This window comes from Dokdonella sp. GW821-FHT11D02 (genome assembly GCF_058808595.1).
Window position 1 is genome coordinate 394,450 of record NZ_CM179520.1, and the last position, 14,982, is coordinate 409,431.

The following is a 14,982-nucleotide window of genomic DNA, read 5'->3' on the forward strand; positions in this document are numbered from 1 at the left end:
CGCTCGATCGCACTGGAGGAAAAACGATGACGACCCGACGCGATGTTCTGGCCATGGCCGCCGCAGCCGGCGCCGCCGGCCTGCTCGCCCGCAGCGGACTCGGCCGCGCCGCTGCCGCAGCGGCGCCGTGGCGGCCGTATCGCGACACCGTCGCGATCGACGGCGAAGGCGCGCTGTTCATGTTCTTGTCGGAAGGCGAGAACCCGACCGACGCGAACGAATTGGCCGCCGCGCGCGCCAGCGGTCTCAGCGGCACCTTGCTCACGGTCGCACCCAATTCGCGCTTCCGCTACGACCTTGAGGCGTTCGAGAAAACCAAAAAGATTCTGGCCAACACTCAGCGCAAGATTGCCGCGCATCCCGATCGCTTCCTGCTGGTCGACAAGGCCGCCGATCTGGAGCGCGCGCGCAGCTCGCAAAAGCTCGGCGTGATCCCGCGCTTCCAGGGCTGCGAGCCGCTCGGCGAGCATCTCGATCGAGTCAAGCTGTTCCGCGAGCTGGGCGTGCGCGTGATCCAGCTGACCCAAGCCAAGCGCAACCTCGCCGCCGACGATTGCATGGAGCCCAATGATGGTGGTCTCAGCGCGTTCGGGCAGGGGCTGGTGGAGGAGCTCAATGCGCAAAAGGTCGTCCTCGATCTCGCGCACGGCTCGCCGCGCACGATCGCCGAGGGCGTGCGCGCATCGAAGGCGCCGATGCTGATCAGCCACACCGGCTGCCGCGCGCTCGCCGACGTGCCGCGCAACACCAGCGACGAGAACCTGCGCGCGATGGCCGAGCGCGGCGGCGTCGTCGGCATCATCTTCTGGCCGTACTTGCGCACCGACCGCCAGCCGACCGCGCTCGATCTGATCGCCCACATCGAGCACGCGATCAAGGTCTGCGGTGAGGACCACGTCGGCCTCGGCACCGATTGCGCGATCGCGCCGGTCGATCGCGGCGGCGACTTCGAGCGGGAGAACCGCGAGAACATCAAAGGCATGATCGAAAGCGGCTACTTGAAGCAGAAGAGCCCCGACGGCGTGTACCTGTTCATCACCGAGCTCAACATGGCCAATCGCTTCGAAGTGCTGGCCGGCATGCTGTCGGCGCGCGGCCATTCCGATGCGCGCATCGCCAAGATCCTCGGCGGCAATTTCGCGCGTGTGTTCGCCGAGGTTTGGGGGTAGTAGACTCAAACCCTCTCCATCGCCGGCCGCGGGGCGAAATCATGACCACGATTTACGATTTCAGCGCGAACAGCATCGACGGCGACGAGCGTCGGCTCGACGCCTACCGCGGCAAGACCCTGCTGATCGTCAACGTCGCCTCCAAGTGCGGCTTCACCCCGCAATACACCGGGCTGGAAGCGCTGTACGAAAAATTCCAAGGGCAGGGCCTGGTCGTACTCGGCTTTCCGTGCGATCAGTTCGGCCATCAGGAGCCGGGCGACGAAGCCGAGATCAAGAACTTCTGTTCGCTCAACTACGACGTCACCTTCCCGCTGTTCGCCAAGGTCGAGGTCAACGGCGCCAACGCGCACCCTTTGTACAAATATCTGAAGAAAGAAGCGAAGGGCCTGCTCGGCAGCGAGTCGATCAAGTGGAACTTTACAAAATTCCTGGTCGACAAGGACGGCAAGGTGGTGCGCCGCTACGCGCCGACCGACACGCCCGAAAGCATCGGCAAGGATCTCGCCGCTGCGTTGTGAGGTCGACTTGCGCGCGTCGCGACGACGCGATGCGCATGCAAGCCGCCATCGACCGTGATCGCGTGCGCCGCCGCCGCGCTACACGGTTGACATCTTTTCATCGCTGACGCACTACGCCGCGCATGACCTCGGTCCCCTATCGCTTCGGCGCGTTCCAGCTCGATCCCGCGGCGCGCACCTTGCTGCGTGACGGCGTGCCGACGCTGCTGCCGCCCAAAGCGCTCGATCTGATCGTCTATCTGATCGAACGACGCGAGCGTGCGGTCGGTCGCGACGAATTGATCGCGGCGGTGTGGGGGCGGGTGGACATCACCGACAATGCGCTCGGCCAAGTCGTCTTGCAGGCGCGGCGCGCGCTCGACGACGGCGGCGAGACCGGCCAGCGCAGCATCGTCACGGTGCCGCGCTTCGGCTATCGCTGGGCGGCGCCGGTGAGCCTCGACAACGCGACGCCCGCCGCCGAGCCGATCGAAGAAATCGACCGCGCTGTGCCGGCGCCGCCCGCGCCGTCGGCACCGTCCGCCGCGGAGCTGCCGGCGACGAATGCGCCGCCGCCGCGCCGCTGGTTGTGGCCGGCCGTCGCCATTGCCGTGCTGGTCGCACTGGCGGCGACAGCCCTCGTTCTGCGCGGCCTGCAGCGACCGGCCGATGCGATCTCGGCGGCGGTCGTCGTGCTGCCGGTGGTGGTCGAGGCGCCGCCGGCTTCGGCCTGGGTGCGTCTGGGCGTGATGGATCTGGTCGCGCAGCGCCTGCGCGCGGCCGGGCAGGCGGTGGTGCCGAGCGACAACATCGTCGGCTTGGCCGCACGGCACACCGACGCGAACGGCGCGCTCGACGTCGACGCGCTCGCCACGGCCGCCGGCGCCGGCCTGGTCATCGACGCCAACGCGCGCCAGCTCGGCGAGCGCTGGCAAGTCGTGTTGCAGGCGCGCGGGCGTGCAGCGCGAGGCGAGGGTGAGGACGCCGACGTGATCGTCGCCGCACGTCTCGCCGCGGATCGGCTCGCGCTCGCGCTCGGTCTGCAGCCGGCCGGCGCCGACGCCGCCGGCGGCAGCGCGCGGCTCCTGCAGCAAGTGCGCGCGGCGATCCTGTCCGAACAACTCGATCTCGCGCGTCGCCTGCTGCTGGAAGCGGGCGCCGACGCCAGCGTGCAGCCGGCGGTGCGCTTTCATCTGGCGGAGATCGATTTTCGCGAGGGGCATTTGGAGGAGGCGCAGCGCGCGCTGACCGCGCAGCTCGCCGACGGCGGCGCGGACGAGCCCTCGCTGCATGCGCGCATCTTGAACACGCTGGCGAACATCGCCTACCAGCGCAACCAGCCCGGCCAGGTCGAGGAATACGCCGAGCAGGCGCTGCGCTGGCTGGCCGATCACGACGATCCGGAAGAGACCGGCCGCGCCTGGCTCGGCCGCGCCGGCGCGCGTACCGCGCTGCATCGCTACGACGCCGCCCTGGCCGACTACGCGCAGGCGCGTGTCGCGTTCGCGGCGGCCGGCGACCGCCGTGCCTTGGCGCGGGTGGATACCTACGTCGCCCTGCTCGACATCAACCGCGACCGTCCGGTCGAGGCGCTGCCGCTGTTGCGCGACGCGGTCGAGCGCCTGCGCAGTTTCGACGCGGTGGTGGAAGAGCTGCACGGTCGCGTCGGCATCGTGATGGCCGAATTGGCCCTGCTCGATGCGGCGGCCGCGCTGGAACAGTGCGCGCGGCTCGACACGTTGATCGCGCGTGTCTCCGATCCGCGCCGCAAGCATTACGCCGGTCTGGTCTGCGTCGATGCCGCCTTGGCCAACGGCAAGCTCGGCGAGGCCGGCGCGCGTCTGCGCGCGATCCGCGAGCAGGCACGCGAGCCGGGAGCCAGCTTGATGCATCAGTCCGAATTCCAGCTGCATCGGCTCGGCGCCGAGCTGGCCTATGCGATCGACGACCGCCAAACCGCCGCCAGCGAAGCGGCCGCGGCGGTGGCGCTGCCGCTCGGCTACGATTCGGCCGGCGCACGGGCGCGCACGCTGCTGTTGGCGATCCGCGTGCAACGCGCGCTCGGCAACGCCGCGGCCGCAGCGGAAACCGCGAACGCGGCGCGGCGCCTGGCCGCGGACAAATCCGACGAAGCCGATCAGCAGGTTTACATCGCCCTGGTCGAAGCCGAGCAGGCGCTCGGTCGAGGTGATGCGGCCGCGGCCGAGGCGGCCTTCGCCGATGCCTCCCGCGCCGCCGATGCCAGCCGCGTCCCGGCCAACGTGCTCGCTGCCACCCAGGCGCACGGCAGCTGGCTGATCGAGCGCGGCGAACTCGAGCGTGCCGGCATCGTGGTCGGCCGCATCGCGCGCTGGGCGACGCTGAGCTATGAGGCCGCCTTGCTGCAGGTGCAGCTGTACCGCGCGCTGGAGCAGCAGGCGCCGTGGCAGGAAGCGCTGCGCCAGGCCGCCGCCCTGGCCGGCGAGCGCGTGATTCCGCCGCGGCTGCGCACGCCGCGGCCCGCGTTACAACTGGATAACGACTCCGTAAACGGCGAACAAACGCCCCGCTAACGGAAACCGCATGCCGAGTCGCCGCATTCGCGCGATCTTCGGCCTCGGTCCATGGGTGCGCGGATGAGTCGAAGCACGGGCGGCGATCGCTTCCCCGAGCGCGTCGTTCGCCTCTCCTCCTCCTCCAATGCGGCGGCGCCTTCGCGCCCCCATGGGCCGGAACGGTCTTGGGGACCGTTCCTTTCTCATTCGCTTCGGGAGATGGTGGGAATGTCGGGTTCGGGCCACGGTTTCCTGGCGCGCTTTCGCCGCGCCGCATTATTCGCTTTGATCGCAACCGCTCCGGCGGCGCAGGCCGACGGCGGCTTCCTGCAGGTGGGCGACATGGCGTCGGCGCGTTCGCTGCACGGTGCCGCCGCGTTGCCGAACGGACGCGTGCTGGTGGTGGGCGGCATCGCCGACTTCGGCGCCTTCGTCGGTATCGCCGAGTTGTACGACCCGCTCACCATGAGCTTCGTCGGTACCGGCCTGCCGAACCGAGCGCGCATGCGTCCGACCACGGTCAGCCTCGCCGACGGCCGCGTCTTCGTCTACGGCGGGCAGGGCAACGGCGGCTACTACACCGACGCCGAAATCTACGACCCGGCGACCGGCACGTTCACGCCGACCGGCAGCACGGCCACGGTCCGCTACGTCACCACCGCGGTGCTGCTGGCCGACGGCAAGGTGCTGCTCGCCGGCGGCTTCAATCGTGACGACGGCCCGCTGTCGAGCGCCGAACTGTTCGATCCGGCCACCGGCACCTTCAGTCCGACCGGCAGCCTCAGCCGGCCGCGCATCCAGGTCAACGGGGCGGTGCGGCTGCAAGACGGCCGCGTGCTGATCGCCGGCGGCAACAACGAAGAAGACGGCCAGCTCGCCAGCGCCGAACTGTACGACCCGGCGACCGGCACGTTTTCGCTGACCGGCGCGATGCCCGAGCCGCGCGACGATCACGATGCGGTCCTGCTGCAGGACGGCCGCGTGCTGATCGTCGCCGGCGATTTCGGCACCGAGCCCTCGGGCTTTCCGCACTACCTCGCCGAGGCGCTCTTGTACGACCCTGCCAGCGGCCAGTTCAAGCCGACCGGCAGCCTCGCCCACACGCGCGTCTTCCCTGCCACCAGCCTGCTGCCGGACGGTCGCGTGCTGGTCGCCGGCGGCAACCGCGTCAGCGGCAATGCCGGCAGTACCACCGTCGCCGAAGCGGAAATCTACGATCCGGCGACCGGCAGCTTCAGCGAAGCCGGCACGATGGCGATACCGCGCGACGAACCGGTTGCGGCGCCGTTGCAGGACGGCTCTATCCTCTTGGTCGGCGGCTGGGCTTTCGGCGGCAATACCGTCGGCGACATTCCGAGCGCTACGGCCGAGCGTTTCGTGCCGTCGACGCCGGACAAGATTTTCGTCGACGGTTTCGAAGGCTTGCTCGATCGGCGCAAGTAGCCGCAGCCCGAGCCGGCAGGGTGCACACCTTGCCGGCGCGCCGCGCGTTCGTGTGAGAATCGCGCGATGACGACGGCGAACTACGACGCGATCCTAATCGGCGGCGGCCACAACGGCCTGGTCTGCGCGACCTATCTGGCCAAGGCCGGACTGAAAGTGTTGGTGTTGGAACGGCGCGAGGTGGTCGGCGGCGCCGCGGTGACCGAGGAATTCCATCCCGGCTTCCGCAATTCGGTCGCCGCCTACACCGTCTCGCTGCTGCAGCCGAAGGTGATGCGCGAGCTCGAGTTGGAGCGGCACGGCCTGCGCATCGTGCTGCGGCGCGCGAACAATTTCCTGCCGCGGCCCGACGGCAGCTATCTGCTGACCGGCGCCGGCCGCACGCATGCGGACGTGGCGAAGTTCTCACAGAAAGACGCCGACGCGTTGCCCGAATATGAGCGCCGCCTCGATGCGATCGCCGACGTGCTGCGCGCGCTCGCGCTGGAGCCGCCGCCGAACGTCAGCGACGGCGGCTGGTTGCGCGCGCTGCCCGAACTGGTGCGCGCGGGACGCCTGGGCAATCGCCTCGGTGCGCTCGATGCGACCTTGCGCAACGACTTGCTCGATCTCTTCACGATCTCGGCCGCCGAGTATCTCGATCGCTTTTTCGAGAGCGAACCGATCAAGGCCGTGCTCGGCTTCGACGGTGTGGTCGGCAACTACGCCAGCCCCTACACACCCGGCAGCGCCTACGTGCTGCTGCATCACGTATTCGGCGAGGTCAACGGCGTGAAGGGCGCCTGGGGCCATGCGATCGGCGGCATGGGCGCGATCACGCAGGCGATGGCGAAGGCGGCGACGGCGGCCGGTGTCGAGATTCGCATCGGTTGCGGCGTGCGCGAAGTCGTGGTCGAGAACGGCCGCGCGGTCGGCGTGGTCACTGCCGGCAGCGACACCTTGCGCGCACGCGCGATCGTCGCCAACGTCAACCCGAAGCTGCTCTACGAACGCCTGCTGGCGCCGGCGGTGGTGCCGGCCGCGACGCGCGAGCGCATGCGCAACTGGCGCTGCGGTTCGGGCACGTTCCGCATGAACGTCGCGCTTGATCGCCTGCCCGATTTTTCGTGCCTGCCCGGCGAGGGCGACCATCTGACCGCCGGCATCATCCTCGCGCCGAGCCTGGACTACATGGACCGCGCTTACCTCGACGCGCGCGCACACGGTTGGTCGCGCGAGCCGATCGTCGAGATGCTGATTCCTTCGACGCTGGACGACTCGCTCGCGCCATCGGGTCAGCACGTCGCCAGCTTGTTCTGCCAGCACGTCGCGCCGGTGCTACCCAACGGCGCCAGTTGGGATGCGCATCGCGAAGAAGTCGCCGACCTCATGGTCGCGACGGTCGATCGCTACGCACCGGGCTTCAAAGCCAGCGTGCTCGGTCGCCAGATCAAATCGCCGCTCGACCTCGAACGCGACTTCGGCTTGCTCGGCGGCGACATCTTCCACGGCGCGTTGAGCTTGAACCAGCTGTTCAGTGCGCGGCCGATGCTCGGTCAGGCGAATTATCGTGGCGCACTGCCGGGCTTGTACCTGTGCGGCGCCGGCACGCATCCGGGCGGCGGCGTCACCGGCGCGCCGGGCCACAACGCAGCCAAGGCGATCGCCGCGGACCTGCGCTAGCGGCGGTTTTCTCGATTCAAATCGCCGCGCCGCGCTTCATTCGTGTGCGGCTTGCGTGCGCAATGCGATCGTTGCGGCGATCGGTGTCGTCGCAGCGGGTGTGTAGGTGCTTTCCGTGGTCGCGGACGGAGTCGGCGCTGGCGTCGTATTCGGTGCCGCCAAGAACGACACCGTGATGCCGAAGCCGCGTCCGTCGAGGCCTACACCGGTGGCGACGACGGCGCCGTGCGAAGCCGCGATGCGTGCGACCAGCGAAAGCCCCAGTCCGCTGCCGCGCTGATTGCTGCCGGCGACGCGAAAGAAGCGATCGAAGATGCGTTCGCGATCGGCCGCGGCGACACCGGGACCGTCGTCGAGCACCTGCAGCACGGCACACGCGCCCATGCGCGTGCAGCGCACCGCGATGCGTCCGCCGACCGGCGTGTAGCGCACCGCGTTGTCGACCAGGTTGCCGATCAGGATGCCGAGGTCGTCGACGTTGCCGACGATCGCGCAGGGCTCGGCGTCGAGCGCGATCGACTGGCGCTTGTGCGCGGCGATCGCATCGATCTCGTGGGTGACGACGGCGACGATGTCGGCCAGTTCGAGTGGCGCACGCTCGCCGGCGTGGGCGGCGTCGAGGCGGGCGGAATCGAGCAGCTGCTGCGACAGGCGCGCGCTGCGTTCGACACCGTGCACGAGCTGCTGCAGGGGTTCCTTCGCTTCCTCCAGCGTTTGCGAGCGCTGCGCCACCTGCGCATGCGTGAGCAACGCGGCCAACGGCGTGCGCAACTCGTGCGCCGCTTCGGAGAGGAATTGGCGTTCGTTGCGCAGCGCGCGGTCGAGCCGCGCCAACAGCTGGTTGAACGACTCCACCAGCGGGCGCACTTCGTCGGGCAAGCGCTCGCCCGGCAGCGGCGCGAGATCGAGCGGGTCGCGCAGCGCGATCGCATCCTGCACCTTCACCACCGGCTGCAGCGAGCGGCGGATCACCCAGCGCATGGCGAAGGCGAGCACCAGCAGGAGCGGTACCGAGATGGCGAGTCCGACCAGCACCCAGCGGCGCAGTTCGGCGCCGAAGTCGCGCGCCGGCTTGGCGATCTGCACCTGCACGTCGCCGTCCGCGCTGGACAGCGCGTACACGCGCCACTCTTCGCCGCCGATGTTCTGGGTGGCATAGCCGTCGAGGTAGTCGGGTTTGAGCGGCGGCGTCGGCGCCTCCGGCGAACGCACGACAATCTCGCGTCGCGACTTGACCCACACCTGAAAGACGAAGCGGCCTTTGTAGCCGGTCTTCTCCGGGCCGTTGCCACCCACGCGCAAATTCTCAGCGCCGGAAAGACTGGCCACGTCGCCCGGCATCGACAGCAGCACCTGGCCGCCGATTTCCGCCAGCATGCGATCCCAAAGTCCGGTCTGCTCGCGCGAAACCTGCACCCCCACGCACGCCAGCGCGATCGCCCAGGCGGTCGCGAAAATGCCGAGCAGCACGATGAACAAACGCGTTCGCAGCGATTGCATCAGGATTCCTCGCCGAGGCGGTAGCCGTAGCCGTGCACGGTCGCGATCACCTCGTCGCCGAGTTTACGCCGCAGCTGATGCACGTAGACCGCGATCGTATTGCTTTCGATCGCACCGGCGCCGTCGTAGATCAGATCTTCCAGGCGATCGCGCGCGACCGCCTGGCCCTGGCGCTCCATCAGCGCCAGCAAGGTGCGGTATTCGTGCGTGCCCAATCGTACCGGCAGGCCGTCGCGAGTGACCGCGCGCCGCGTCGGATCGAGCACGATGTCGCGATAACGCAAAAGCGGCGCGACGCGGCCCTGGCTGCGGCGCAGTACCGCGCGCAGGCGCGCCAGCAGCTCGTCGATCTGGAACGGCTTGATCAGATAGTCGTCGGCGCCGGCGTCGAGACCGACGATGCGATCGCCGAGGCGGTCGCGCGCGGTGATGATCAGCACCGGCGTGGTGTCGTAGCGGTCGCGCATCGCGCGCAGCACGTCGAGCCCCGAGCCCTGCGGCAAGCCGAGATCGAGCAGCACGGCCGCGTAGGCGTGATCGGTCAGTGCGATGCGCGCGGTCGCCGCATCGCGCGCGCAGTCGACCGACCAGCCGTCCTGGCGCAGCGCCGCGGCGATCGCGGCGGCGAGCGGAGAGTCGTCTTCGACGAGCAAGAGATGGGGCAAGGCGGCCTCGCGACGATCGCGGTTCGACGACGGCGAACCTTGCCGTGGCGCGTTTAAAGAATTCTTAAATCCGGCTGCGCAGACTGCGCCGCATCGGGCACCGCCCGAACGCTGTCCCGCTCGCACCCGCCCAATGGGACCCATTCCCCGATGGGACGAAGGAACCCCGGCACGAACGGGTCGGGGTTCCTTCGGCTCCCGCCCGTGTGCGGGGCTCGATGCGGCGCGTCTGATCGCAACCGAGGAGTTCGAATGTCGTACGGTGTCGGCCACCTTATCACGCCCCTTCGCAGTCGTCCGATCGCCGCCGCGGTCGTTGCGATCGCCATGTCCGCCGCGCCTGCCGCACGTGCGCAGCAGGCGGACGCGGCGCAGGATCGAGGTTGGAACACCTCGCTGTCGATTTCCGACACCGAGCAGTCGGATGCGGACTTGGATACGGGCGGCGAACTCGGTGTTTCGCGCGCCGCGCTGGCGCTGTCGGCGCGGCGTCAGCTCGAGTCCGGGCTCGGCCTCGGCGTGGGTGTGCGTCTTTCGCGCGAGCGTTGGGATTTCAGCGATCCGCTCGCGTTCGGCGGCACGGCACCGTGGAAGGATATTCGTCGCGCCGGCGTGAGCGTCCTTCTGCGCGGCCGTCTCGACGAACGCTGGCAATGGCTGGTCGCGCCGACCGTGCAGTACGCCGGCGAAGAAGGCGCGAAGTCGAGCGATGCGATGAGCTACGGCGCCGCCTTCGGTTTTTCGCGCCGCTACGGTGCGGATCTCGATCTGACCTTCGGTGTCGCCGCGCTGCGCGACATCGACAAGAACCGCTTGCGCCCGTACGTGGCGGTCAATTGGAAGATCGACGAACGCTGGCGCATCGGCAGCCCCGAAGCGGCGACGCCGACGGGATTGGGCGGCATCGAGTTGGCGTACCGGCGCAATCCGGCCTGGGACTTCGGCGTCGGCTTGGGCGTCAGCGAGTACCGCTTCCGCCTCGACCGCGACGGTCCGACCGCCGGCGGCGTCGGCGAATCGCGTTCGCTGCCGTTGTACGGCCGCGTTTCGTTTCGGCCGAATGCGTCCATCCGTCTAGACGCCTATGCTGGCAGCAGCTTCAACAACCGCGTGCGACTGGAATACGGCGGCGGCCGCAGAATCTCCGAAGAGTACGACGCGGCGCCGCTGTTCGGCCTCGCCGTGAGCGTCTCGCCCTGAGGTCGCCGGCACGATGAATACCTGGCTGGTATCCAGCGGCCTGATGGCTCGCAACGATCGTTCGATGTATCTGCGTTCCTGGCTGCGCGATCCGCGCCGGATCGGCGCGGCGTGGCCGTCCGGACGCGCCCTGGCCGAGCTGATGACGCGCGAGCTGCGCGCGACCGACGGTCCCTTGGTCGAGCTCGGCGCCGGCACCGGCACGTTCGCGCGCGCGCTGATCCGACGCGGCGTGCCGGAGCGACGGCTCGCTCTGGTCGAGGCGAATGCGGAGTTCGCGCGCACCTTGCTGTTCCGCTTCCCGCAGGCGCGCGTGCTGCGCATGGACGCGGCCGCGATCGGCGAGGTCGATTCGTTCTTCGGCGGTCAGCGCGCCGGCGCCTTGCTCAGCAGCCTGCCGCTGTCGATGCCGCTGCGGCGACTGGTCGGCTTGCTCACGACCGCATTCGATCGCCATCTGCGCCACGGCGGTGCGTTCTATCAGTTGTCCTACTTGCCGTGGTATCGCTTGCGTGCGTCGACGCTGGATCGCCTCGGCTTGCAGGTGGAGCGTGTCGGTTGGACCGCGGCGAACCTGCCGCCCGCCTTCGTCTATCGCTTGCGCCGTAAGCACTGAGCATGATCGAACTGATCGTCAACGGCTGCACGCACCGGCTCGGCGCCAATCCGGCGACGCCGCTGCTGTATGCGTTGAGCGAGCACGTCGGCGTGACCAGCCTGACCTTCGGTTGCGGCACCTCCGCTTGCGGCGCTTGCGCGGTCCATGTGAACGGACGCGTCGTGCGCGCCTGCGAGGTCGCCTTGTCCACGGTCGCCGGCGCACAAGTCGTCACCATCGAGGGCTTGGCCGCCAGCGAAGGATTGCCGAGCGGCGTGCTGCATCCGGTGCAGCAGGCCTGGATCGACGCCGGCGTGCCGCCGTGCCGTTGCCGCCATTCCGGTTTGATGATGGCCGCCGCCGCTCTGCTCGCACGCCAGCCCGATCCCAGCGATGCCGACATCGACGCGGCGCTGGCTGCCTGCTGCCCGTGCGAGACGCGGCGCGAAGTGCGACATGCGATTCGCCTGTTGGCACAGCGTCTGGCGACCTGGTGAGCGGCGCATCGCGATGCGAGTGCGCTGAGGCATAATCTGGCGCGATTCGGATCGCATCGGAGTCGCTGTCGCAGCCGCATGAATGCCATTCCCGTTGCAGCCGCGGTACCGGCGGCCAATTCCACCCGGCGCGTGCTGTTCGCCAGCCTGATCGGCACCACGATCGAATTCTTCGACTTCTACATCTACGCCACCGCCGCGGTGCTGGTGTTTCCCAAGCTGTTCTTTCCGGCTGCCGATCCGACCTCGGCCTTGCTGTCCTCGCTGGCCACCTTCGCGCTCGCGTTCTTCGCGCGCCCGATCGGCTCGGCCGTGTTCGGCCACTACGGCGATCGCATCGGGCGCAAGGCGACCCTGGTCGCGGCGCTGTTGACGATGGGCTTGTCGACGGTGGTGATCGGCCTGCTGCCGACCTACGACACGATCGGGCTGCTGGCGCCGCTCTTGCTGATGCTGTGCCGCGTCGGTCAGGGCCTCGGCCTTGGCGGCGAATGGGGTGGGGCGGTGCTATTGGCGACCGAGAACGCGCCGCCCGGCAAGCGCGCCTGGTACGGCATGTTTCCGCAGCTCGGCGCGCCGATCGGCTTCATCTGTTCCAGCGGCGTATTCCTGCTCCTGACCGACTGGCTCGACGACGCGCAATTTTTCGCCTGGGGCTGGCGCGTGCCGTTCCTGGCCAGCGCGCTCCTGGTCGGCGTCGGCCTGTACGTGCGCCTGAAGCTGACCGAGACGCCGGCGTTCCTGCGCGCGATCGAGAACGACGAGCGAGTGCAGCTGCCGATCGCAACCGTCTGCGCGCAGCATTGGCGGCCGCTGGTGCTCGGCACGTTCGCGGCGTCGACGACCTTCGTACTGTTCTATCTGATGACCGTATTCGCGCTGTCGTGGGGCACCAGCGCGCTGCACTACGCGCGCAACGAGTTCCTACTGCTGCAGATGCTGGCGATGCTTGCGTTCGGGCTCGGCATCCCGCTGTCGGCGCTGTTCGCCGATCGACGCGGCCGGCGTGCGATGTTGTTGATCGCGACCGTGGCGATCTTGGCGTTCGGTTTCAGCATCGCTGCGTTGTTCGTCGCCAACGACCCGCTGCGGGTCGGCCTGTTCCTCGCCGGCGGTTTGTTCTTGATGGGGCTGACTTACGGCCCGCTTGGTACGGCATTGGCGGAGCTGTTTCCGACCGCGGTGCGCTACACCGGCTCTTCGCTCGCGTTCAATCTGGCCGGCATCCTCGGCGCTTCGCTGGCGCCTTACGTGGCGATGTGGCTGGCGCGCCAGTACGGCCTGTATGCGGTCGGCGGGTATTTGAGTGCGGCGGCGCTGATTTCGCTGCTGGCCTTGCTCGCGATCCGGCGCGGCGAGAGCGCCTAGCGCGCGCCCTTGTTCGCCAGCAGTTCGCGCAGTTCGCGCTTTTCGTTTTCGTCGAGCGATTCCTGCGCTTGCTTGCGTGAAAGCTCTTCCAGCCGCTGCTGCAGCATCTGCCGTTCGAGCTGGCGCAGCGCGCCGATGAATTCCTCGCGCGCCTCGTCCTCGCCGCCGGGGAAGTCGACCACGGCGAGCTTGCGCAAGGCATTGGCTTCTTCGCGTTCGGCGTAGTGTTCCAGCAGCGCGCCGGTACTGAGATCGGGGCGCGCGCGGCACATGCCGATCAACTCGATCAGGAGCGGAATGCCGGGCTGACGCAGCTCGGCGAACGTCCACGGCGGTTCGAGCGTGCCGGCGAGCTGCGGCCGCTGCACCAGCAGGGTGATGGCGGCGCGTACGAGCGAGCGTTGTTGCGGCTTGGCCGGACGGTTCGCGCTGGTCGGCGCGTTGGACCCGGGGCCTTGCACGGCGGTCTTCACGCCACTGAGGCGTTCGAGTTCGGCGTACATCAGGTCGCGAAACGCGCCGTCGGGAATCTGCGCGAGCAGGGGACGCGTGCGTTCGGCCAGGCGTGCCTTGCCGTCGAGGCTGGCGAGGTTCACGTCCTTGCTGTTCTCGGTGAAGAAGAATTCGCTCAGCGGCGTCGCATTCTTCAGGCGCAGTTCGAAGCCATCCAAGCCTTCCTTGCGCACGAGCGAGTCGGGGTCCTCGCCGTCGGGCAGGAACAGGAACAGCGCTTGGCGGCCGTCGCGCATGCGCGGCAGCACCGATTCGAGCGCGCGCCAGGCGGCTTGGCGTCCGGCGCGATCGCCGTCGAAGCAGAAGTAGACGTCGGCACACTGGCGGAACAGGATTTCGGCGTGGTCGCTGGTGGTCGCGGTGCCGAGCGTGGCGACCGCCTGCGTGAGGCCGTATTGATGCAGGCTGATCACATCCATGTAGCCTTCGACCACCAGCAGGCGCGGAATCTTCACGTGCGCCTCGCGCACCTGCCACAGGCCGAACAGCTCGCGGCCTTTGTGGAACAGCGGCGTTTCGGGTGAATTGAGATATTTGGGGCCGGGTTCGCTTTTGCGTGCGTCGGGCGCGCGAGAGTCGGGAGCCGGCGATCCCGCGCCGGACTTTTCGACGGCCGCAGAGTTCTGCGGGACGTCCGCATCGCTCGGCGCCGCCGATTTCGCTTTCGGGCTGGTCAGGATTCTTCCGCCGAACGCGATCGTGCGGCCGCGGCGATCGAGGATCGGGAACATCACTCGATCGCGGAAGCGGTCGTAGCGGCTGCCGCGATCGCCGCTGGTGAGCATGCCGGTCTTTTCCAGCGAGGCGATGCGTGCCGCGCTGGTGCCGAGCGCGTTCTTCAGCGCATCCCAGGCATCGGGCGCGTAGCCGAGCTGGAAGCGCGCCAGGATCGCCGGATCGAGTCCGCGCTGCGCGAAATAGCCGCCGGCTTTTTCGTTCGCCGCGAGCTGGCGCCGATAGAACGCCGTCGCCGCGTCGAGCAGGTCGTACAGATCGCCGACGTCTTCGCGCGGCGCGCTGCGGCCACCTTCGTAAGGCACTTTCAGGCCGGCGCGATTGGCCAGCTCTTCCACCGCATCGGGAAACTCGAGGCGGTCGTAATTCATCAAGAAGCCGATCGCGCTGCCGTGCGCGCCGCAGCCGAAGCAGTGATAGAACTGCTTGGCCGGGCTGACCGTGAACGAGGGCGAGCGCTCGTCGTGGAACGGGCAGCGCGCCGACCAGTCGCGACCGGCCTTCTTCAGCGGCACGCGCTCGGCGATCACGTCGACGATGTCGACGCGGGCGAGCAGTTCGTCGATGAATTTTTCGGGGATGCGGCCGGCCATCGAAC

12 protein-coding genes are annotated in these 14,982 nt (G+C 68.6%); 9 read left to right on the forward strand and 3 right to left on the reverse strand.

Annotated features, from left to right (window positions below; genetic code table 11):
- Positions 1 to 26 precede the first annotated feature (26 nt).
- The 5 genes from AC3QL3_RS01640 (at position 27) to AC3QL3_RS01660 (ending at position 7,308) form a co-directional block, all read left to right on the forward strand.
- The gene (locus AC3QL3_RS01640; RefSeq protein ID WP_492896510.1) at positions 27 to 1,169 is read left to right on the forward strand and encodes a dipeptidase; all 1,143 of its coding nucleotides are present in this window, start codon (positions 27 to 29) and stop codon (positions 1,167 to 1,169) included.
- Between the two features lie 41 nt (positions 1,170 to 1,210).
- Positions 1,211 to 1,690 carry a glutathione peroxidase gene (locus AC3QL3_RS01645; RefSeq protein ID WP_492896511.1) on the forward strand — a complete coding sequence of 160 codons (480 nt, stop codon included), beginning with the start codon at positions 1,211 to 1,213 and terminating at the stop codon, positions 1,688 to 1,690.
- 122 nt (positions 1,691 to 1,812) lie between these two features.
- The gene (locus AC3QL3_RS01650) at positions 1,813 to 4,221 is read left to right on the forward strand and encodes a winged helix-turn-helix domain-containing protein (RefSeq protein WP_492896512.1); all 2,409 of its coding nucleotides are present in this window, start codon (positions 1,813 to 1,815) and stop codon (positions 4,219 to 4,221) included.
- Positions 4,222 to 4,431: 210 nt separating this feature from the next.
- On the forward strand, positions 4,432 to 5,646 hold the full coding sequence (locus AC3QL3_RS01655) for a Kelch repeat-containing protein (protein ID WP_492896513.1): 1,215 nt from the start codon (positions 4,432 to 4,434) through the stop codon (positions 5,644 to 5,646).
- Between the two features lie 66 nt (positions 5,647 to 5,712).
- Entirely contained in the window at positions 5,713 to 7,308 is a 1,596-nt protein-coding gene (locus tag AC3QL3_RS01660; protein WP_492896514.1) for a phytoene desaturase family protein, read from the forward strand.
- A gap of 36 nt (positions 7,309 to 7,344) precedes the next feature.
- Here the strand turns inward: AC3QL3_RS01660 and AC3QL3_RS01665 are convergent, their stop codons facing one another.
- Both AC3QL3_RS01665 and AC3QL3_RS01670 read right to left on the reverse strand, forming a co-directional pair.
- Positions 7,345 to 8,808, reverse strand: coding sequence for an ATP-binding protein (locus AC3QL3_RS01665; protein WP_492896515.1), 1,464 nt, complete (start codon positions 8,806 to 8,808; stop codon positions 7,345 to 7,347).
- Positions 8,808 to 9,473: a response regulator gene (locus AC3QL3_RS01670; RefSeq protein WP_492896516.1), complete on the reverse strand. Its 666-nt coding sequence runs from the start codon at positions 9,471 to 9,473 to the stop codon at positions 8,808 to 8,810. The genes AC3QL3_RS01665 and AC3QL3_RS01670 overlap by 1 nt, the downstream gene beginning before the upstream one ends.
- A gap of 327 nt (positions 9,474 to 9,800) precedes the next feature.
- Here AC3QL3_RS01670 and AC3QL3_RS01675 point away from each other — a divergent pair, with 327 nt between their 5' ends.
- The 4 genes from AC3QL3_RS01675 to AC3QL3_RS01690 all read left to right on the forward strand — a co-directional run bounded on the left by AC3QL3_RS01675 (position 9,801) and on the right by AC3QL3_RS01690 (position 13,136).
- Positions 9,801 to 10,673, forward strand: a complete 873-nt coding sequence (locus tag AC3QL3_RS01675; protein ID WP_492896517.1) for a PorP/SprF family type IX secretion system membrane protein — start codon at positions 9,801 to 9,803, stop codon at positions 10,671 to 10,673.
- A gap of 13 nt (positions 10,674 to 10,686) precedes the next feature.
- Positions 10,687 to 11,289 (forward strand): class I SAM-dependent methyltransferase, encoded by a 603-nt coding sequence (locus AC3QL3_RS01680; protein ID WP_492896518.1) that lies wholly within the window; start codon positions 10,687 to 10,689, stop codon positions 11,287 to 11,289.
- Positions 11,290 to 11,291: 2 nt separating this feature from the next.
- Positions 11,292 to 11,768: a (2Fe-2S)-binding protein gene (locus tag AC3QL3_RS01685; protein WP_492896519.1), complete on the forward strand. Its 477-nt coding sequence runs from the start codon at positions 11,292 to 11,294 to the stop codon at positions 11,766 to 11,768.
- 78 nt (positions 11,769 to 11,846) lie between these two features.
- The gene (locus AC3QL3_RS01690) at positions 11,847 to 13,136 is read left to right on the forward strand and encodes an MFS transporter (RefSeq protein WP_492896520.1); all 1,290 of its coding nucleotides are present in this window, start codon (positions 11,847 to 11,849) and stop codon (positions 13,134 to 13,136) included.
- Here the strand turns inward: AC3QL3_RS01690 and AC3QL3_RS01695 are convergent.
- On the reverse strand, positions 13,133 to 14,977 hold the full coding sequence (locus tag AC3QL3_RS01695; protein WP_492896521.1) for a DNA primase: 1,845 nt from the start codon (positions 14,975 to 14,977) through the stop codon (positions 13,133 to 13,135). The genes AC3QL3_RS01690 and AC3QL3_RS01695 overlap by 4 nt on opposite strands.
- Positions 14,978 to 14,982: the final 5 nt, after the last annotated feature.